Genomic DNA, 21668 nt, shown 5'->3' on the forward strand with positions numbered 1-21668 from the left:
GCGCGCTTTTCGCGGGCGTCCATGCCCGCTCACTCGGGCCATCGTCTTTGTCGGTAATATCCCTAATTGCGCTCAAGGTCAAAAGAGAAAGTCAAAACCCTGCCTTTAGATTTTGATGTTAAAAGCACATTTGAGCAGCCGAGTGAAGAATGAAGGTAGGACGCGAGACATGGATGCCGAGCGAGGGCCGCTTGAGCATGGATGCGAATCGGCCCGATCCGTCAGCGAAATGATGAGTGAGGGAACCCTCGCAGTGGGCAAGCGATACGTGCGCAAGCGCAGGATTGCACAAGGGCCACGCTTATGGCCCCTTTGCCGGTTGGTTCATCGGAGGTTAAGTTAACTCGGGGCTCTAACAACCGAATCGGATCACCAAAACTAAAACCTCAACACAACTCTAATTGAACATTATGCTGCTCAATAATCTTCATCACGCTGGCTGGTGGCATCTGATCGGTAAACAAATAATCAATCAGATTCATGTTCCCCAGATTCACCATCGCGTTACGGCCAAATTTGGAATGGTCGGTGACCAGCATCACGCAGCGGGAGTTTTCGATAATCGCCCGTTTGGTCCGCACTTCATGATAATCAAACTCCAGTAGAGAGCCGTCCATATCAATACCGCTGATGCCGAGGATGCCGTAATCGAGGCGGAACTGGGAAATAAAGTCCAGCGTGGCTTCACCAATAATCCCACCATCACGGGTACGAACTTCACCACCGGCTAGAATTAGCCGAAAATCCTCTTTGGCGGTTAACAATGTCGCCACGTTCAGATTATTGGTCACCACGCGCAAGCCTTTATGATTCATTAAAGCATGAGCGACCGCTTCTGGTGTGGTGCCGATATCAATAAACAGTGTCGCGCCATCGGGGATCTGGCTGGCAACACGTTGGGCAATGCGCGCCTTTTCTTCCGACCACATTACTTTACGGTCGTTATAAGCCGCGTTGACTGAACTGGAGGGTAATGCGGCACCACCATGATGGCGGTGAATCTTGTTTTGATCCGCCAAATCATTCAAATCGCGTCGGATGGTTTGCGGGCTAACGGCAAAATGCTCCACTAGCTCTTCAGTACTGACGTAGCCTTGTTGGCGTACCAATTCAATAATCGCATCATGCCGCTGCGTTTGCTTCACGGTAATCCCCTAATTCGCCTGGTTTTTCCAGACAGTTATTGTGTGGTTCTTGCGCTGTTGCGCGTATCCCAAAATGCCATCAGTAACCCAATAATCAGGCCTGAAACATGCGCTGCGTTGGCGATCGACAAACCTAAAATATCGAAATACCCAGCAACCAACCAGAGAACAGAAAAAGCCATTAAGCCGCGAGGCAACGAAATACCGCGCTCGGGTGCGCGCTCGCCAGTCAGCCAAACATAACCCATTAAGGCATATACCACACCAGAAAGGCCGCCAAAATTCACACCACTAAACAGCGATTGACCCCAACCACTAAATAAGGCGGAAACAATAGTTAATACCAGCAATTTACCGGTGCCAAGCCGTTTCTCCATCTGCCCGGCCAGATACCACCACCACATCAGGTTAAACAGGATGTGCAACAGGGAAAAATGCAGTAAAGCATGGCTGACCCAACGCCATACTTGCAGATATTGGCTCTCGTCACGAGGCCACGCCAACCAAGACATCACTGCGGCATCACCGACGATTTGCATCAGAATATAGATGGCGATACACAGCACCATAATACTCAGCGTCAGTGGGCCAGCCTGACTGCGGAGAGTCTGGAGGTAGGAAAAGCGTTGGTACGGCAAATTAGAATGCAGATTGCCCGATTGCCAACTGGCCGCTTGGTAGCGCGGATTGAGGGGGTCGAGTAAAAACTGTTCCAGCTCATGCTGCACCAAGGGCAATTGTTCATCATCCGCTAACCAAATCTCAGCACCCTGAGCATCTGGCCGCACTTCCAGCGCCACCTTGTGAGTGGCCATATAATCAACAAAGGCCTGCGCCAGACGTAGATTAGATATTGCTATCACACGAACCATTTTGTCTATCACCGTCTAACGAGATTTTAATCTAGGTGTTTAAAAATATCACAATCTGGTTGGCTGTGGCGAATAGCAGGTTACAAATAGGCAACAGAATCAGACATTTTCACGAGTGATTTCTTGCGGGTAGCTCCTGGCCCAAGCTTCAAAACCGCCATCAATGCTGTAAACCGCCTCAAAACCTTGCTGAAGGAGATATTGCGCCGCGCCTTTGCTGCTGTTGCCGTGATAGCACATCACCAGCACCGGCTGTTCAAAATCAGTTTGTTGCATAAAGGTGTGCAAACTGCTGTTGGTCAGATGGAACGCCTCCGGCGCATGACCCGCTTCAAAACTTTGTGGGTCGCGGATATCAACTAAAACTGCTTTGTTTTCTTTTAGGCGGTTATAGGCCTGCTCAATACTGATTGTTTCAAACTGTTCCATACTGCTGATGACCTTTAATCTAATCGCGATTGAATGTTCAATCGCGAGATTGTAATCAATTTTTCGCCAATAAAGACCAGTTAAATAGAGTGGTTATTAGCCGCCTTACCCCGCCAGAGAGAGACTCTCAGGATAAATGGCGGTCGGTCATTAATATCTAGGCCAATGATTGTCAATCTACCAGAGAGATAAAATTCAATTTAACTCACTGATATTTAAATTTAATGACAGAGTTTTCGTTAAACATACCCCATCATTTGTAATAACCGTTGCGCTTGTTGTACTGCGTCTTGCCGGTGGGCGACACCTAACTTTTGATACAAATTACGAATATGCGTCTTAATGGTGGTGGCCGCCACTTCTAGCTCGCCCGCTATTTGGTCATTACTGTAGCCGGAGTAAATCAACCCCAAGACCTGCCATTCGCGTTGGGTAAGCGGGCTGGTGCGGATTAGCTCCGGAACTTGCGGGTGAGTTAGCAGCTTATCGACGAAGATCTCATCGAAATGAGCAAATTTATGCCGATGATGCTGATTAATGTCTTTCAAGATTCGTTGGGCGCGATGCTGCTCTAATTCGGGTAATGCATTGAGTTGAATTAGCTGGCGCAACTGTTGCGCCATCGCCTCGCCTTCAATCACAAAATGGCTGATAAAACCGGTGCGATTGGCTAATGAAAGGGATTCAATCAGTGCTTTTTGTGCTTCACTTTTCCGCTCGGTTTGCCAGTAAAGAGTGTTACTTAACAATAGATTACGATTAAGGTCACTGGTGAGACGCAAGCGGCGGGCATTCTCATTAAGTTCGTCCAGCACCACTTCCGCTTCATTAAACCGGCCCAACATAATCTGGATGCGTGCAATATTGCGCCATTGCCCCTGCAAAAAGTGGTTATCGGCCATCCCCGGTTTTTCGGCCTGGCGTAGCCAATTTGCCGCCGCGACTTTATCTCCGGTCATTTGCCAATGAATAACCCGGGGTTTATCGGCATTGGTAATCCAATCGAGATGATATTGGCTGCCGTGTTGCAGCGCCTCGCAGCGCTGAATGTACATGTTGGCGTTATCTAAATCCCCACGGGCCAGCGAACATTTTGCCAACATCGCCAGACACTGTAATTGCTGCTGTGGCTGATAGTTGACCAGAATTTCGATACCTTTGCGCGCCGCTTCTTCAGCTTCATCCAGCCGTGACCACGACCACAATACCTGGGAGCGAATGCGCAATAGGAATTCATGCATCGGAAGCTGTTCAAGATGCTGTTCATGAACTAAATCAAAGGCTTTATCTTGTGTTTCATAAGCTGCTTGCAGGAATCCCTGCGCAATCAGAATTTCACTCTGCTGCAATAACGCCCATAAAGCATAGTGATAGACTTCGTGGCGGCGTGCCATTTGCTCAGTTTGCTGCATCATCGGCAGTGCGCGGCTCAGTTCGCCTTTGCAATGATGAACTTCCCCGGTGACCGAGGTCGCGACAATGCGGCTGTAGAAGTTTGCCATCGGTAGATATTTCAGCGCATCGGTTGCCAGCTTCTCGGCTTCCTCCGGCTTACCGGCATTGATAGCCACTTGAGCACGTAAAGCATCAAACTCAGCCCGCAAAATATCATCAATAGGAATTTTACGTTCCTGCATTGCTGATTCAGCGCGCTCAAGCAAGGTATTGACCTCACCATAGCGATGTTGGCTTTGCGCCAGCCATGCCTGTAGCAATGCCAGTTCAGGATTTTGCACCAATAAAGAGTAGGGCAGGGCGAGCAGACATTGCTCCAACAGGGCTAACTCACTGTGATTAAACAGAGTCCAGGCGTGTTGCAGCAAGATATCACGTAGCATGCCGACATCGCCCGCCGCCAATGCATGGTGGATAGCTTCCGCTGGATAGCCCAGAGCCAGCCAGCCCTCAGCCGCCGCATGGTGTAATTCTGGCAATTCTAATGCCAGTTCCCATTGGCAGCGTTGGCGCAGGAAAGTGGCGAACAATGGATGGAAGCAGAACCATTCACCGCTGTCATCCATTCGATGAATAAATAGTCCCTGACGCTCTAATTCTTCCAGCCGTTGTTGGCCGTTATCTTCACCGGTCAGGCGCACTATCAGGGCATCATTCATTGAGCGCAATACCGAACAGCGCAACAGGAAAGCGCGCGCCTCGCTATCGACCTGATCCAGCACTTCATCGACTAAATAATCTGACAAATGGCTGGCATTTAACCCGGCCAACCGTTTTGCTGATTTTTGTGCTGAGGAATTGGGCTGGCGCGATGACAACGCGATCAATTGCAGCGCCGTCGCCCACCCTTCCACTTCATCACACAGGCGGCTGCTATCACCTTGCTCCAGTGGAACGGAGAGGCGGCAATCAAAGAATTGCTGCGCTTCCTGATGATTAAATGCCAACTGCTGCATACCTAATTCCAACAACTGGTCGCGCACCCGCAGGTTAGCAATACCCAGTGGTGGCAAGGTGCGAGAAAGCAGAATCAGGGTCAGATTTTCTGGCTGATGGCGCAGGAAAAAGCGCATGGCTTCATGAATGGCATCATTGGTAATCAGATGATAATCATCAATCACCAGATACAGCGGGCCGTCCCAATCGGACAGCTCGATAAATAATTGCGCAAACAGCGCAGAGAGACTGGCATATTGATGCTTCTGGCTGAGGGCCTCACTTTTGCTGCAATAGCCTCTGGTCGCCAATTGTATGGCTGCGATTAAATAGGTCGCAAAACGCTCGGGTTGATTGTCACTTTCATCCAGAGAATACCAGCCTAGATCGCATTGATCGGCTGCCCACTGAGCGATTAACGTCGTCTTACCATATCCCGCCGGGCAATTTATTAATGTCAGGCGGTAATTTGCGACGCCAGATAACTTCACTAACAAGCGATCGCGTATCACGGTATTTTGCAGCCGTACCGGGCGGCTCAGTTTTGATGGGATAAGCATGCTGTGTCCGGTTTAAAAGGGTTCCGGTGAGAAAACGTCCTGGCGTTTGACATATCCATTTTTAATGAGTTGTTACAGGCATTCATAAGAGTAATTATTTTTAGCCTCGTAATTAATCAGCACTGCTAAGGTCTGATAACGGCCATCTTATTGCAATAGAGTTAATGTTTCCTGTGGCTGTAAGTTGCACCGGATCACAATTTTAGCTACGCCCTGCGACTCATCCCCAGCTAACTACCCGGCAGGATGATGCTCTTGTCCATTCTCATTGGCAGGATAAGGGTAAGATTACCCCACTCACAGGATTAGAGACTTCCCTATGTCACAGCTTATGCTTAAAAAGGACGATTTCCTGGCCGCACTGGCCCGCCAGTGGCAGCGCTTTGGTTTAACTTCTGCTCAGCAAATGACCCAACACCAATGGTGGGAAGCGGTCAGCGCGGCATTGGCCGAGCAACTGTCAGCTCAGCCCGCCCCACAGCCAGCCAAAAAAGTACAGCGCCATGTTAACTACATTTCGATGGAGTTTTTAATTGGCCGTTTAACTGCCAATAATCTGATTAACCTGGGGTGGTATGACCAAGTAGAGGCGCTGTTGGCGGAGCAGCAGGTTAACTTGAGCGACCTGTTAGAACAGGAAACTGACCCCGCATTGGGCAATGGTGGTTTGGGCCGTTTGGCGGCTTGTTTTCTTGATTCAATGGCGACAGTTGAGCAGCCCGCCACTGGCTATGGTCTGAATTATCAATATGGTTTGTTCCGCCAATCTTTCAGTGAATGTAAGCAGCAGGAAGCACCGGATAATTGGCAGCGCGAAAGCTACCCGTGGTTCCGCCACAATGCCGCGCTGGCGGTGGATGTTGGCTTTGGTGGCAAGCTGGAGAAACAGGCGGATGGCCGTCAGTTATGGCGTCCGGCCTTTACCTTACGTGGCGAAGCTTGGGATTTGCCGGTGCTGGGCTTTCGTAATGGCGTCACTCAACCCTTGCGTTTATGGCAAGCCACTCATCAGCATCCATTTGATTTAACTAATTTTAATGACGGTAAGTTCTTGCTTGCCGAGCAAAATGGTGTTGAAGCAGAAAAGCTGACTAAAGTGCTGTATCCAAATGATAATCATCTGGCCGGTAAACGTCTGCGGCTGATGCAGCAATATTTCCAGTGTGCTTGTTCGGTGGCCGATATCTTGCGCAAGCACCATCTGGCGGGCCGCAAGCTGGCTGAATTGCCAGATTATGAAGTCATTCAGTTGAATGATACCCACCCGACTATCGCCATTCCTGAAATGCTGCGCGTGTTGCTGGATGAGCATCAGTTCAGTTGGGATGCTGCTTGGGCGATTACCAGCAAAACTTTTGCCTACACCAACCACACTCTGATGCCCGAAGCGCTTGAATGCTGGGATGAAAAACTGGTGCGTAGCTTGCTGCCACGTCATTTTGTCATCATCAAGCAAATCAATGCGCAGTTTAAGAAGTTGGTCGATAAGCAATGGCCGGGCGACGAAGAGGTCTGGGCCAAGCTGGCAGTCCACCATAATAAACAAGTGCGGATGGCCAATCTGTGCGTGGTGAGCGGCTTTGCCGTCAACGGCGTTGCACAGTTGCACTCAGATCTGGTTATCAAAGATTTGTTCCCTGAATACTATCAATTATGGCCAAATAAATTCCACAATGTTACTAATGGTATTACCCCGCGCCGCTGGTTGAAGCAATGTAACCCGGCTTTGTCAGGTTTGATTGACGACACATTAAAAGTGGAATGGGCAAATAATCTGGATGCATTAGCCGGGCTTGAGTCTTATGCCGAAGATAAAGCTTTCCGCCAACAGTATCAGCAGATCAAATATGACAATAAAGTTAAATTAGCTGCATATGTTAAGCGCGTTATGGGGATAACTATTAACCCGGATGCTATCTTTGATGTACAGATTAAGCGGTTGCATGAATATAAACGTCAGCATTTGAATCTGTTGCATATTCTTTCGCTGTATCGCCAGATTCGTGACAACCCGAACCTGGATATTGCCCCGCGTGTATTCCTGTTCGGGGCGAAAGCTGCGCCAGGTTATTATTTAGCTAAGAATATTATTTATGCGATTAATCAGGCGGCGGAGAAGATCAATAATGATCCGATCGTCAAAGATCGCCTGAAAGTGGTGTTCATTCCTGACTACCGTGTTTCGGTCGCAGAATTGATGATCCCGGCGGCAGATGTGTCCGAGCAGATTTCCACTGCTGGTAAAGAAGCTTCTGGGACGGGCAATATGAAGTTGGCGCTGAATGGCGCATTAACGGTGGGCACACTGGACGGCGCTAACGTCGAGATTGCTGAACAGGTCGGTGACGAAAATATCTTTATTTTCGGCAACACCGTTGAACAGGTAAAAGCCATTCTGGCGAAAGGTTATAAGCCGCAGACATATTTGAAATCTGACGCACATCTGAAAAGTATCTTGGATGAGCTCGCCAGCGGTGCATTCAGCCAAGGTGATAAACACGCATTTGACATGATGCTGCATAGCCTGTTGGAAGGGGGTGACCCTTATCTGGTACTCGCTGATTTTGCTTCATATTGTCAGGCACAGAAGCAAATTGATGCCCTTTACCGCGATAAGGATGAATGGACCCGCCGTACCATTCTTAACACCGCTCGGGTAGGGATGTTCAGTTCTGACCGTTCAATTCGCGATTATCAAACGCGGATCTGGCAAGCCAAACGTTAAGGAGAAGACTGCATGGATCGTAAATCGCTCGATCAAGCAGCGACACTGGCAGGGATAGCCGCCAACTATATTAATGCGCATGGTAAGCCGCAGGCTATTTCGGCACAAACTAAGCAGCAGTTGTTGGCGGCCATGGGGCGCACCAGTGTGCCCTCTGACTCCCAGACAGAAAAAGCACCATTACCACCGGTAAAAGTATTTACTTTTGGCAGCGCAATGCAGCTGCCAAAAGTAAATACTTTTGGCAGCGCAATGCAGCTGCCAATGGCGGGTTCAGGCGATTATCACTGGCAGCTACAGACCGAAAAAGGTGATTTACATCAAGGGCGTATCAGTGCCAAAAAGACGCTGACCTTGCCAGCCTCACTGCCGCAGGGCTATCACCGTTTGGTGCTGGAACAAGGCTTACAACAGTGGCAGTGTTCGGTTATCGTCGCGCCGAAGCGCTGTTTTGAACCGGATGCCTTGTTGGCAGGGAAAAAACTCTGGGGAGCCTGTGTGCAGCTGTATACCCTGCGCTCCGAGCGCAACTGGGGTATTGGTGATTTTGGCGACTTAACCCAGATGTTGGAGCAGGTGGGTGAGCGCGGTGGGGCCTTTATTGGCCTTAACCCGATTCATGCGCTGTATCCGGCAAATCCACAAAGTGCCAGCCCCTACAGCCCCTCTTCACGGCGCTGGCTGAATGTGATTTATATTGACGTCAATCGCGTGGATGAATTCCACAGCAGCGAAGCCGCGCAGACTTGGTGGAACCAGCCCGAGACACAAAGTGCGCTGGCGAAAGCGCGCGCTAGCGAATGGGTTGATTATCCGCAAGTGATGCAACTCAAACTAGCCGCTTTGCGTTTGGCTTTCCCGCTTTTTACTGCCCGCAAAGCAAAAGATGCGCGGGTGCAGGCTTTCCATCGATTTGTTGAACAAGGTGGCAGTAGCCTGCATCAACAGGCCGCTTTTGATGCTCTTCATGCTCATTTGAGTGAAAATGACCCGATGATGTGGGGCTGGCCGGTATGGCCGGAAAAATATCGTGATGGGCACAGCAGTGGTGTGGCTGATTTTTGCCGTGAGCATGCGGATGAAGTGAATTTCTATCTGTGGTTGCAGTGGTTGGCCGCCAGCCAGTTTGATGACTGTTTCCATATCAGTCAAACACGAAAAATGCCGCTGGGTTTGTATCGTGACTTGGCGGTTGGCGTAGCAGAAGGTGGCGCAGAAACCTGGTGTGATCGCGAGTTATATTGTCTTAAAGCTTCTGTGGGAGCACCGCCCGATATTTTAGGGCCGCTGGGCCAAAATTGGGGCTTGCCGCCAATGGATCCGCACGTCATGGCCGCTCGCGCTTATCAGCCTTTTATTGATTTGCTGCGGGCCAATATGACCAGTTGTGGCGCGCTGCGTATTGACCATGTCATGGCGTTATTGCGTTTGTGGTGGATTCCTTACGGCCAAACCGCCGATCAAGGAGCTTATGTTAAATACCCAGTCGATGATTTGCTGGCGATATTAGCTTTAGAGAGCCAGCGTCACAACTGCATGGTCATTGGTGAAGATTTAGGCACGGTGCCGGTCGAGATTGTCGCCAAGCTGCGCGACAGTGGGGTGTATTCCTATAAAGTGCTCTATTTTGAGCATGACAGCGAAAACACCTTCCGCGCACCACAGTCTTATCCGGTACAGGCGATGGCGACCATCACCACCCATGACTTGCCGACTCTGCGCGGTTATTGGCAAAGTGATGATTTGACGTTAGGAAGTAAGTTGGGGTTATATCCGGACCAACAGATGTTGAAACAGCTCTATCTTGATAGAGAGCGCGCGAAACAAGGTTTGCTGGAAGGGCTGCATCATTATGATTGTGTGCCAAAGAAAGTGGGTCATAAAGCATCGTTGCTATCGATGAGCCCGGTTCTCAACCGCGGATTGCAGCGCTATGTGGCTGATAGTGCCAGTGCGTTACTGGGTTTGCAGCCGGAAGACTGGCTGGATATGGCTGCTCCAGTCAACATTCCTGGCACCAGTGATGAGTATCCAAACTGGCGGCGTAAGTTGACATCAACTTTGGAAGAGATGTTCGCCGACGACCAGGTTAATCGTTTATTGAAAGATTTGGATAAGCGCCGCAAGAATGTTTCAGCGGGGTGACCTTTTAGGTCGTACAAAGGGTTATTAGGTGATGGGTTCGGTTGACATGAGATTGCCGCTCACCTAACTCTTGATGCTTCAACCGGTTAAGGGTGTGGGCACACACCCTTAACAATCCCGCGCCTTGCGCAAAATATTGTGGCTGCGCCATTCCCTCCAGCAGCCGCTAGCCTTATCGAGCCAACGCGATGGGCATCCCTGCCCAAGCGCGCTTTTCGCCGCCGTCCGTGGCGGCTCACTCGGGCCATCGTCTTTGTCGGCAATATCCCTGATTGCGCTCAACGTCAAAACATATACTCGTCACATTGCTTCAAGTGCATGCGCTCAAGTGCCGCTAACACCGCTGTAACGCCAAGGACGCAGGATAAGGTTTGTTAGCCATCTAATATTAGCCAAAGTCACTGGTGTTACAGCAAGGCAGCAAGCGAATAAATCCCGATGAGCTGACTCAGGTCAGTGATTCGGGTGAGTGAGTGCCGCTAACACCGCTGTAGCGCCAAAGACGCAGGATAATTAGTAGTAAGAATGCTCGCCGCGCTGATGCTCGGTCAAATCTCTCACACCCTTCAATTCTGGGAATTTCTGTAATAACTCTTTTTCGATGCCTTCTTTCAAGGTCACATCGACCATGGAACAGCCGTTACAACCGCCACCGAATTGCAGGATAGCCAATGCGTCTGGCGTGATTTCCATCAAGGTGACACGACCACCGTGACCGGCTAATTGCGGGTTAATTTGTGATTGCAGCACATACTCAACCCGCTCCATCAGCGGAGCATTGTCATCCACTTTACGCATTTTTGCGTTAGGGGCTTTGAGTGTCAGTTGAGAACCTAACTGGTCAGTGACGAAATCGATTTCAGCGTCTTCCAGATAAGGTTTGCTCAACTCATCAATATAAGCTGATAACTGCTCAAATTTCAGTACGGTATCTGTTGCTTCAACGGCATCCGGTGGGCAGTAAGACACACCGCACTCGGCGGTTGGCGTACCGGGGTTGATAACAAATACGCGGATTTGGGTGCCTTCTTCTTGATTTGCCAACAGTTTGGCAAAATGAGATTGTGCTGCGTCTGTTATTGTGATCATGGCATCTGCTCAATAGTTGACTATTCTTGTCGGTTATAATACGCCCATTGTTAGGGTGACTACAAGGTTCGGCAGAGACACCAGACCTGCAATGAGGCGATCTCCTGAGCCCATAGTAACTTGGCAATCTCATTCAGTGTACTGCCTGTTGTCACAACATCATCCAGCAGAGCAATATGTTGGCCGCGAATAGGCTCCATACAGCGAAATATTCCCTGCATATTTTTCCGCCGTGCGGTGGCTTTTAATTGCTGCTGAGGGGGCGTCGCTCGAATGCGGCGTAAGGTGGTATTGCTGTAGTCGCAACCCAGCCAGCGAGCCAATGGGCGCGCTAATAAATCTGTTTGATTATACCCGCGCCGCCAACAACGCCAGCGGTGCAGCGGTACACTGATAATTCTGTCCGGTTTGATGACGTTACCGTGACGCCAAACATCGAGCCAGCGCAGTAAGAATAATCGAGCCAATACCGGTGCCAGTGAGGTCGCCCCGCTAAATTTTAGCTTTTTTATCAACCCATTCAATGGGGGAATATAATCGCTGACAAATATCATGCGCATCCAGGGCCGTGGTTGCTGAAGACACCGGCCACAAGGCAAAGCTGTATTGCTGCAAGGTAAGCCGCAGTAAGGGCAACAAGGCGGTAATGGGGGTAAGTGGCGGCGGCAGTAGCAACAAATACCGTGCTTTGGGTGATACAGCGGTTGCTGGCATAGCCAACATTGGCTGATGATTGTTAGCATGTATATCTTCCTTGCTATACAGGTTAAGGCGACAGGATACTAACGTATGAAACAACTTTATTGGAACGTCTGCGGTGAAGGCGATCGCGATCTTGTGTTACTGCACGGATGGGGGCTGAATGCAGGAGTATGGCATTGCATAATTGACCGACTCGCGCCGCATTTTCGCCTGCATTTAGTCGATCTCCCCGGCTATGGCCGCAGCAATGAATTTGGTGCGATGTCACTGTCTGAAATGGCTGAAATAGTCTTACAACAAGCCCCTAAGCAAGCTATATGGCTGGGTTGGTCAATGGGCGGGTTGGTTGCTAGCCAGATAGCTTTACAGCACCCCGAGCGGGTCAGTGGGCTTATCACGGTGGCTTCTTCCCCGTGTTTTGCGGCTCATGATGAGTGGCCGGGTATCCGCCCAGAGGTTTTGGCGGGTTTCCAACAACAACTCAGTGAGGATTTCCAGCGCACCGTTGAACGTTTTTTGGCACTGCAAACTTTGGGGACGGAAAGCGCACGCCAGGATGCCCGTTTGTTGAAAGCGGTTGTATTGCAACACCAAATGCCGGAAGTGAGTGTCTTGACCGGTGGGTTAGATATCCTGCGCACGGCGGATTTGCGCGAAGCGTTAGCCGGCTGCTTTCTGCCTTTTTTGCGAATTTATGGTTATCTGGATGGGCTGGTGCCGCGCAATGTCGCCTCATTGTTAGATAGCAAATGGCCGCACACGCAGTCGGTGGTGATGAAAGGATGTGCCCATGCGCCATTTGTTTCTCATCCCGATGAATTTTCAAAACTAATTATCGATTTCGCGCAACAGAATAGCCGCTGACATTCTATTTTTTGGGCTTTCGAAGCACCATGGCTGGCGATAAGAGCCGGTTGAAAAGAGCGGCTAAATAAAATTTAATCGTCGATTTAATGGCTAAATATTAAATTTAATTAATAATTGTTAGTGCATTAGTACAATACTTATAAGCATTAATCATTCATTTGCGAGGTATTCGGTATGAATTTATTGAAAAATCTGGCGGTAGCTCTGGTGGTGACAGGGGTTTCTTTTGGCGCGATGGCGGCTAAAGAAATTACTAAAGAAGAAGCTAAAAATTACGAAAAAATTGGCACAATCTCGACTTCGGGTGAAGCAACATCGCCAATGGACGTGAAGCATGAACTGTCAAAATTGGCAGACGAGAAAGGCGGTAAGTATTACCTGATTATTGCCGAGCGCGAGAAAGGGAAGTTTGCGGCCGATGCAGAAGTCTATAAATAATGTTAGCAGAGATGCCCAAGTGGGCATCTCATTTGGCGCGCTGTTAATTTTTCAAGTGATAAATCACTGTGTTACATTGATTTTTTCCCTCAGGGCAACGCTTGCAATTGCCGCTGAGGCACCCGCTATTATCTTGCTCAATACGTTCAATCTTGCCCATTGCGGTCAACTTTTCCAGCATTGCCTCAACCAGAGGTAAAGGCAGCGCCAATTGGTGGCTTAACTGCTTGGCATCAGTGTTGCCGCTAAGGGCGATTGCATCGCGCAATTGCACCAGGCTTGCCATAGTTTCTCCTCATCAATGACAGTCATTGCCAGAGCGCTGGCAACACTTGCTGGTGGGCGTATTGTTTTGTAATCTCACGGTGACCCGGCTGCGCGCCCGGCGCAAACCCAACAAGATTAAAACATTAATAATAATAACCAATGCGATAATGCTAAAACTCTGTTGTGGGTGATCCCGGAAAGTGGCCGCTTGATAGAACAAAGTGGCCAGTGAGTAAGCAACATTCAGCCCCCACAGTATTGAGAAAGTCATCCAGCCGCGGCTGGTTTCCCGCGCAATCGCCCCCATCACGGAGACACAAGGCACATACAGTAAGACGAAAATCAGGTAGCTGTAGGCTGAAATACTGGAGCCGAACTTGCTACTCATCATCCCCATCGAACCGGCCGCCATTTCGCCGTCACCTTTACTGGCTTCAATAGGGTTGGATAACACACTGAGGCTAAAAGTATCTTTTAACCCCTGCCAGGTGGTATCAACCGCTCCGGCCAATTCACCCCATAAATTAAAGCTTTCAGCATCAAAAGGTTCATTTTTAATTTGTTCGGCGGTGTAAAGGGTATTCAATGTCCCCACCACGACTTCTTTGGCCATGGCCCCGGTGACTAAGCCCACAGTCGCTTGCCAGTTATCCTCATGAATCCCCATTGGCGACAGTAATGGCGTTAATACTTTACTGACAGAAGCCAGCGCCGAGTCATTAATACTGTCGACGGCTTTGCCGCTGAAAGAAAAACTGTTCAAACCGCCAATAAAAATACTCGCGATAACAATGACTTTCCCGGCGCGCAGGACAAATCCTTTCAACCGTTGCCAGGTTTGTAATAACAGACTTTTGAGATGCGGCACATGATAAACCGGCAATTCCATCACAAAGGGTGATGCTTCACCGCGCATGATGGTGTATTTCAAAACCAATCCGGTGAGAATGGCGACGGCAATCCCCAGTAAATAGAGAGAAAAGACGATACTGGCCCCGTCCTGGCCGAAGAATGCGGCGGCAAATACTGCAAATATAGCTAGCCGCGCGCCACAGGACATAAACGGCGCCATCATGATAGTTATCAATCGCTCGCGTTGAGCATCCAAGGTGCGTGCGCCCATAATCGAGGGTACATTGCAGCCAAAACCAACAATCAACGGCACAAAAGATTTACCCGGTAACCCCAGCGCCTGCATCAGCCGGTCCATAACAAACGCGGCACGGGCCATATAGCCAGAATCTTCCAAAAAGGAGAGGAACAAATACATCATGCCAATTTGTGGCACCAGCGGCAGCACGGTGTTTATCCCGCCCCCGACCCCTTGGGCCAGGAAGATAGTTAGCCACTGCGGGAAATGCAGTGTATAGCCAACCCATTGTATCCCTTGAATAAAAATGGCCGCAGAGCCGATATCAAATATCGGTTGTAGCGCCCCGCCGATATTAATGGCCAAGACGAACATTAAATACATGACAAACAAGAAGATAGGCACGCCCAACCAGCGGTTCAGGATCACTTTGTCGAGTGCTTGTGTCAGGCGGTTGGGTTCGGCTTGCTGTGAGTTGCCGACGATATCGCAGATACGGGCAATGCTCTGATAGCGGGCATCGGCGATCACCAGTTCTGGGTCTTCGTGCTGATTTTTCCGTAGGTTTTCACGTGCCAGCTCAAGGCGTGGCGCAGTTATACCCGCACGCGCCAAGCTGTAAATATCCCCCTCCAAGATTTGCAGGGACAACCAGCGACGTTGTTGAACCGGCAAGGAGGGCGGCATTTCCTGCACCAGCTTCTCCACTTCATGCAGTAGCACCGGCGGGTAGTTAATCAAAGCTTTAAAAGTGACGGGCTGAAACTCATCAATGCTCGTTTTTAATTCATTGATACCGCGCCCTCGAGTCGAGATCAGCGTGATAACTGGGCAGCCCAATTGCTGAGAAAGGGCTTCAATATCAATATCAATGTGCTGGCTTTTGGCGATATCCAGCATATTCAGAGCCACGATACAGGGGATGCCTAGCTCCAGCAGTTGCAGTGTCAGGTAGAGATTGCGCTCCAGATTGGCGGCATCCACCACGTTAATCAGCAGGTCCGCTTCGCCGCTCAAAATATAGTGGCAGGCAATTTGCTCATCCAGCGAGGTTTGCTCTGAAATGGTCGTTAGTGAGTAGGTTCCCGGCAGATCAACCAAAGTCACTTGGTGTTGCGCGGTGTTGAAGTGGCCCTCTTTGCGCTCGACAGTGACCCCGGCCCAGTTACCAACTCGCTGGCGAGCGCCAGTTAACTGGTTGAAAAGGGTAGTTTTACCCGCATTGGGGTTGCCAATTAGGCCAATGGTGAGTGTTTTCATAATCCAACGTGATAATCAATAAATGAAAGTCAGCTTGCGCAAGGCGATTATCTTGCATCACCCCGCAACCAGAATAAGAAGTTGACCTGAAAAACAAGAAGTTGACCTGAAAAATAAAGAATTGACCTGAAATCTTAGGGTTGCAGGTCGAGTGTCAGCAAATCTAAGTCTTTTTTACGGAGCACCAGACTGACCCGACGAGTTTCTATCTGAATAGGGTCACCTAAGGGCGCAAGGCGAACAACATTAAATGAAGAGCCGGGTAGCATACCCAGAGACAACAATTTCTGCCGGTAAGCGGGGCTAATTTCAGGTGAGAAACCAACAATTTTGTAGGAACGTTGTGGGATCAAATGCATAAGAGCCTCTTGAAATGTAGGTAATTAATTATCGTTATTGATGTACCAGTATTCAGAGTGATTCCACCCTACTCGCCATACTTCAAGCTGCATGTGCATTGGCTACCTTCCTGCAACTCAAATTATTTAGAGTCTGTAAGACGTAATAATTAAAGTAATAATAGTAAGAATCGTTTTCATATTCAACTCAGGCTAAATACTCAAAAGTAAATATTCATTACGATCTCATTTTTATAATTAATGAGTCTGATTTTTATTTGCGCTTGTTTTACCATCAAATTAGCACAATCGCAAATGCGAACAATGAGTTAAATCAGTTAACTGAATGTTTCTATAAACCGTTATCCATAATGATAAATACCGATTATTAACATAATCATTTCACTATGATTTGAATCAAATAACATTCGCATTCTAATTAACTATTAGAATGCTATGGTAATTATTTATAAATTAACAGCCATAGCGGACCAAATTAAACCGCATGTTAACTATGATGTTAAATCAGCCAGGGTGATACTCGATTTAACACTGGATAAAAGAATTGCGTGCTAATTAATTTAGAAGATAACCCAGCAATCTTATAGAAGAAAAAAATATGAGCGTAGAGGGTCAATAACCCGTTAGGGATGAGTTTTAACTGACAAATGCCATGCAGAAAGTGAATAAAGCAAGCTGAGGGTCACAAATGTGGCCCTCAGCTCCGATATCAGCGCTTTTTAAACGCCGCAGCCAACGCGTCACTCATGGCGCTGTTGTTGCTGCCAGAATTGCTGTCTGCGCGCCCTTTGGCTGCTGGGCGGCTATTGGATTCATTATTATTCCGTGGTCGGCTGTTATTACTGGAATTATTGGCATTGGCACGGTTTTCACCGCCATTACCCCGGCGTGAACCGCTTTCACCCGGTTGCTCATCAAGGCGCATCGTCAGAGCAATACGTTTGCGCTGCAAATCCACTTCCATGACTTTAACTTTGACGATATCGCCGGCTTTCACCACCTTATGCGGGTCATCGACAAATTTATCTGCCAGTGAGGAAATATGCACCAGACCATCCTGATGAACGCCGATATCGACAAACGCACCAAAGTTAGTCACGTTAGTCACTGAGCCTTCGAGGATCATACCCGGCGTCAGGTCATTCAGTGTTTCCACGCCCTCGGCAAAGGTCGCCGTTTTAAACTCAGGGCGGGGATCTCGGCCCGGTTTTTCTAGCTCGCGTAAGATATCGGTGACCGTCGGCACACCAAATTTCTCGGTGGTGAAATCGCGGGCATTGAGATTACGCAAGGCCGTGGCATTGCCCATCAAATCCTGCAAAGCTTGCTCGGTGGCGGCCAAAATACGCTCGACAATCGGATAGGCCTCCGGATGCACTGTTGAGGCATCCAGCGGGTTATTTCCGTGGTTGATACGCAAGAAACCGGCGCACTGTTCAAAGGCTTTTGGCCCTAAGCGGCTGACTTTCAGCAATTGCTCGCGGTTATGGAAGCGGCCATTCTCATCACGCCAGTTCACAATATTTTGCGCCATCATGCGGGTCAAACCGGCGACTCGGGTCAGCAATGGCACGGACGCGGTGTTCAAATCGACTCCCACGGCGTTTACACAGTCTTCTACCACCGCATCCAGTTTTTTCGCCAATTGGCTTTGGCTGACATCATGCTGATATTGGCCGACCCCGATGGATTTCGGGTCGATTTTCACCAGTTCCGCTAACGGGTCTTGCAAGCGGCGGGCAATAGAGACCGCGCCACGGATGGAAACATCCAGATCTGGGAATTCCAGTGCCGCCAGCTCCGAGGCTGAATAAACTGACGCCCCGGCTTCACTGACAATGACTTTCTGCGCCGTCACCGCCGGATACTGCTGTTGCAGCTCAGTAAAGAAGCGCTCGGTTTCCCGTGATGCGGTGCCGTTACCAATCGCTACCAATTCAACCTGATGTTTGATGCACAGGGCGGCCACTACAGCGGCGGCTTTTGCCGCCTGCCCGGTATGAGGATAAATGGTATCGAAGGCAACCAGCTTGCCGGTAGCATCAACTACCGCCACTTTTACCCCGGTGCGCAGGCCCGGATCGAGGCCCATAGTGGCGCGCATCCCTGCTGGGGCCGCCATCAGCAAATCTTGCATGTTACGGGCGAATACATTGATAGCTTCGTCTTCGGCCCGTTCACGCAAGGTGCTCATCAACTCGGTTTCAAGATGCATCAGCACCTTAATGCGCCAAGTCCAGTTGACCACCGCTTTGCGCCAGCTGTCTGCCGGCGCATTATTCAGGCGCAGATCCAGGTGATTGATAATAATCTGTTCGCCCTGACTCTCGCGAGGCGGCTCGTCAAACTGGGGATCGGGATTCAGCGCCAGTTGCAGCACACCTTCATTACGGCCACGGAACATCGCCAGGGCGCGGTGAGAAGGGACTTGGGCGATAGGTTCGTGGTGATCAAAGTAATCGCGGAATTTAGCGCCTTCCTGCTCTTTGCCTTCCACTACTTTTGATACTAAATGGGCGTTTTTCCACAAGTATTGGCGCACTTTCGCCAGCAATGTTGCATCTTCCGCAAAACGCTCCATCAGGATATAGCGCGCGCCATCCAGTGCCGCTTTGGTATCCGCCACGCCTTTTTCAGCATCGACAAAAGCGAGCGCGACCTGTTCTGGGTCTTGCTGTGGGTCATGCCATAAGCTGTCTGCCAAGGGTTCCAGACCGGCTTCAATAGCAATCTGCCCACGGGTGCGGCGCTTGGGTTTATAAGGAAGGTATAAATCTTCCAACTCGGTTTTACTCATGGTGCCGTTAATGGCACCGGCGAGTTGCTCGGTGAGCTTGCCTTGATCTTCTATTGATTTAAGAATGGTTTGGCGGCGGTCTTCAAGTTCGCGCAGATAACCCAAACGGCTTTCCAACTGGCGCAGCTGGGTATCATCCAATCCGCCGGTAACTTCCTTACGATACCGTGAAATAAAGGGCACGGTATTACCTTCATCCAACAGGCGTATTGCAGCAATCACTTGCTCCGGTCGCGCCTGTATTTCGCTTGCAATAATGCTGCTCAGTTGTTCATTCATAAGTCTGATATCAATTTTGATAGAGGAATAGGGAAAAAATCATAGAGAACAGTTATACGGATTGCGGTAAAAAATTGCCAGCACTGCGGTTATCCCGGCGAGCCAGAAAAAGTATTGTGAGACATTTCCACTTTGTAACAGGAAAGCCAACAACCTCATTCCCAAAATATTGCCTAACGAATCACCCAATGTTGCTGACAGTGATAGCAAACCAAAATAGGTCGCGAAACTGCCATGGTCAGCAAATGCAGCATTATTTGCATCTGCGCTGGGCATGTACACCATAAGAGCCAGGGAGAAAACCCCCGCCGCCCATAGAATCAGTACCATATCCTGAGCAAGATAAATCAGGAAAAAAGAAACAGAGAATAACATCAGAGCGACAGCAGGATAATAAGATGGAATATACTGATTAATATAGAGACTGACCCAATGCTGCAACACCATGACGCATAGCGCTTCCACGATAAAGAACAGTGTCAGATTACTTTCGTCATCCAAGGTCTCGCGGGTATAGAGAGGGATGGTGGAATAAAGCTGGGCATGCAGCATCCATAATAAACTGTTGACCAGTAGGAAGCGGCAGTAATTGCGATTTTTAAAGGGCTTGAGCCAGTCAGCGAGTGTCAGGCGCGGAGCTGGGGGCGGTTTGCACTCAGTCCCCGAGATGTATATCAGGCAATAGACCAGCAGTAATATATAGAGGCCACCGATAATCCAATATAGCCCTTGGGGTACATAGCGTAGGATTTCAAAGCCGATGATAGGGGCAATCAACGCCGAACCATTCATCAAGATATAGAGAAAGGAGTAATCAGCCGAGGTTGCCGCATTGTGAGACCGAAGCTGTTTCTGGCTGGCAATAAATGACTGAGTCAGCAAGACAACCGAGGAAACACCCACTCCAGCGATACACAGACACCAAGGGGCGAATTCCCCCATGAGAGCATTCGACGATGCTAATAAAAAACCACTGGCGGCGATGCCTAGCGCGAAAATCAGGCCGGAACGAAAAGTCAGGCGATCAAACCACGGCCCCAGTGCGACTTTGGATAACCGTGAAACTAAAATGTAGCCAAACATAATGGCGCTGACAGTGGTAATAGGAAAACGTAAATGTTCATGGAGATAAGTGGAAAACGTCGTCATCAGCACGTAATAAGCCAAAGAGGAGCCAACAAAAATGATAGCAATTGGCTGCATCGGTTGAGGGCGTTTCCATAACCGCATCAATGAGTGGCCTAAGCAGATCGACGGCTACGGTGGCCTTCACCCAATGGTTGATGCAAATAAACATCCAGCAGGTGGCATTGCCAGAGATAAAGCGCTTCAGTAAAACCATAGGCGAATCTCAATGCTGCCCCGGCAATAGTTATCGGCAGGGCACCATAGCAAGCTGAGAATAAACTTAATGAATTGAGATGGTCATACTCTTCATCGGTTTCGGCATGCGCTATCAGCGGCATGACAACATCGTCATGCAAAGCATGCTGAGCCGCCACATGGTGATAAAACTGGCGAGTCTCCTCAACTCGCCGCGCCGTTTTCTCTAGAACGGCCACGCAACTTTTATAGACGAACGGGTGCTGTTTAGCCGCCATCTGCAAGAATCGGCAAATTCCCTGGGTGCTGGGTAGCGGCAATAAGTTTTTTTCTAATTGAGGCAATTGATGAGCATGTCGAAAACGTGTTGCGCTGACTTTAAACAAATAAGGATGATCCCATTCCTCTGATAAATGAATGATGCACTTATTAATCAGTAATAACTCATTAGTGTGGGCTAATACGGTGCCCAAATGTTGGATAACACTGTGGGTATGGTGATAATTCTCGATTGCCCAGGCGTAAAGAGTATTGAGATTGTTAGGCGAATCTGGATTATTCATTTTTTGCCAAAATGGATCAAAATACAGGGCGTCGGCCCAAAGATTCAGTTCTTTATTAATGGCTTCAGCGGCCATGCTGGCATCAATGTAATCGGCATCGGGGGGAAAGGGGTAAAGCATCATATTCTGGTCAAGAAATTCGATAAAATCGTCGCTGAATGCCTCACAACAACCCGCTTCTTGCAGTGCCCGTTCAGGATCTCTATGGGCTGAAAGCTGGGAGGTAAAAAAAGTGCTGATATCGGTGTCAACCAACTCGACAACCTGTAGCCTTGAAGTCAGGCGCAGCCTGTGTTCCTGAACATGCTCAATGCTGATTGAGTTTTTTAATAGCATACTTTCCTCCTATCCTTGCTCGGTTTATGCG

Annotated in this window: 17 protein-coding genes; 4 read left to right on the top strand and 13 right to left on the bottom strand. The window is 49.2% G+C overall.

The window, feature by feature from the left end; all coding sequences use genetic code 11:
• Window positions 1–386: 386 nt before the first annotated feature.
• The 4 genes from OP863_RS00810 to malT form a co-directional block, all read right to left on the bottom strand.
• Window positions 387–1145 carry a DeoR/GlpR family transcriptional regulator gene (locus OP863_RS00810; protein ID WP_038637305.1) on the bottom strand — a complete coding sequence of 253 codons (759 nt, stop codon included), beginning with the start codon at window positions 1143–1145 and terminating at the stop codon, window positions 387–389.
• 35 nt (window positions 1146–1180) lie between these two features.
• Window positions 1181–2017, bottom strand: a complete 837-nt coding sequence (gene glpG / locus OP863_RS00815) for a rhomboid family intramembrane serine protease GlpG (protein ID WP_038637301.1) — start codon at window positions 2015–2017, stop codon at window positions 1181–1183.
• A gap of 99 nt (window positions 2018–2116) precedes the next feature.
• Entirely contained in the window at window positions 2117–2446 is a 330-nt protein-coding gene (gene glpE, locus OP863_RS00820; RefSeq protein WP_050291838.1) for a thiosulfate sulfurtransferase GlpE, read from the bottom strand.
• 239 nt (window positions 2447–2685) lie between these two features.
• Window positions 2686–5397 (bottom strand): HTH-type transcriptional regulator MalT, encoded by a 2712-nt coding sequence (gene malT / locus OP863_RS00825; RefSeq protein ID WP_265525783.1) that lies wholly within the window; start codon window positions 5395–5397, stop codon window positions 2686–2688.
• A gap of 319 nt (window positions 5398–5716) precedes the next feature.
• On the opposite strand from malT, the gene malP reads away from it, so the two are divergent.
• On the top strand, window positions 5717–8122 hold the full coding sequence (gene malP / locus OP863_RS00830) for a maltodextrin phosphorylase (RefSeq protein ID WP_145588033.1): 2406 nt from the start codon (window positions 5717–5719) through the stop codon (window positions 8120–8122).
• A gap of 12 nt (window positions 8123–8134) precedes the next feature.
• On the top strand, window positions 8135–10267 hold the full coding sequence (gene malQ, locus OP863_RS00835; protein ID WP_265525784.1) for a 4-alpha-glucanotransferase: 2133 nt from the start codon (window positions 8135–8137) through the stop codon (window positions 10265–10267).
• 108 nt (window positions 10268–10375) lie between these two features.
• Here the strand turns inward: malQ and OP863_RS00840 are convergent, their stop codons facing one another.
• From OP863_RS00840 to gntX, 3 genes are all read right to left on the bottom strand, one after another.
• Complete coding sequence (locus OP863_RS00840) at window positions 10376–10555, bottom strand: hypothetical protein (protein WP_186368316.1); 180 nt, start codon at window positions 10553–10555, stop codon at window positions 10376–10378.
• A gap of 225 nt (window positions 10556–10780) precedes the next feature.
• Complete coding sequence (gene nfuA, locus OP863_RS00845; RefSeq protein ID WP_038637289.1) at window positions 10781–11356, bottom strand: Fe-S biogenesis protein NfuA; 576 nt, start codon at window positions 11354–11356, stop codon at window positions 10781–10783.
• A gap of 59 nt (window positions 11357–11415) precedes the next feature.
• The gene (gene gntX / locus OP863_RS00850; RefSeq protein ID WP_038637286.1) at window positions 11416–12099 is read right to left on the bottom strand and encodes a DNA utilization protein GntX; all 684 of its coding nucleotides are present in this window, start codon (window positions 12097–12099) and stop codon (window positions 11416–11418) included.
• Between the two features lie 46 nt (window positions 12100–12145).
• Between gntX and bioH the strand changes: the two genes are divergently transcribed.
• Window positions 12146–12922, top strand: a complete 777-nt coding sequence (gene bioH, locus OP863_RS00855) for a pimeloyl-ACP methyl ester esterase BioH (protein ID WP_145591567.1) — start codon at window positions 12146–12148, stop codon at window positions 12920–12922.
• A 177-nt stretch (window positions 12923–13099) separates the two neighbouring features.
• Window positions 13100–13363: a YdgH/BhsA/McbA-like domain containing protein gene (locus OP863_RS00860; RefSeq protein ID WP_038637281.1), complete on the top strand. Its 264-nt coding sequence runs from the start codon at window positions 13100–13102 to the stop codon at window positions 13361–13363.
• A gap of 43 nt (window positions 13364–13406) precedes the next feature.
• On the opposite strand, the gene OP863_RS00865 is transcribed toward OP863_RS00860, so the two are convergent.
• The 6 genes from OP863_RS00865 to OP863_RS00890 all read right to left on the bottom strand — a co-directional run bounded on the left by OP863_RS00865 (window position 13407) and on the right by OP863_RS00890 (window position 21637).
• Window positions 13407–13649 carry a FeoC-like transcriptional regulator gene (locus OP863_RS00865; RefSeq protein WP_038637278.1) on the bottom strand — a complete coding sequence of 81 codons (243 nt, stop codon included), beginning with the start codon at window positions 13647–13649 and terminating at the stop codon, window positions 13407–13409.
• Between the two features lie 12 nt (window positions 13650–13661).
• Window positions 13662–15980, bottom strand: coding sequence for a Fe(2+) transporter permease subunit FeoB (gene feoB, locus OP863_RS00870; RefSeq protein WP_265525785.1), 2319 nt, complete (start codon window positions 15978–15980; stop codon window positions 13662–13664).
• Between the two features lie 134 nt (window positions 15981–16114).
• Entirely contained in the window at window positions 16115–16339 is a 225-nt protein-coding gene (gene feoA, locus OP863_RS00875; protein WP_005186094.1) for a ferrous iron transporter A, read from the bottom strand.
• 709 nt (window positions 16340–17048) lie between these two features.
• Window positions 17049–19415: a Tex family protein gene (locus OP863_RS00880; protein ID WP_265525786.1), complete on the bottom strand. Its 2367-nt coding sequence runs from the start codon at window positions 19413–19415 to the stop codon at window positions 17049–17051.
• A gap of 39 nt (window positions 19416–19454) precedes the next feature.
• Window positions 19455–20645 (bottom strand): MFS transporter, encoded by a 1191-nt coding sequence (locus OP863_RS00885; RefSeq protein WP_235895411.1) that lies wholly within the window; start codon window positions 20643–20645, stop codon window positions 19455–19457.
• A gap of 11 nt (window positions 20646–20656) precedes the next feature.
• Window positions 20657–21637: a hypothetical protein gene (locus OP863_RS00890; protein ID WP_145591570.1), complete on the bottom strand. Its 981-nt coding sequence runs from the start codon at window positions 21635–21637 to the stop codon at window positions 20657–20659.
• Between the last annotated feature and the right edge of the window lie 31 nt (window positions 21638–21668).

It is taken from the genome of Yersinia sp. SCPM-O-B-9106 (C-191) (assembly GCF_026183365.1).
Lineage (GTDB): Bacteria > Pseudomonadota > Gammaproteobacteria > Enterobacterales > Enterobacteriaceae > Yersinia > Yersinia rochesterensis.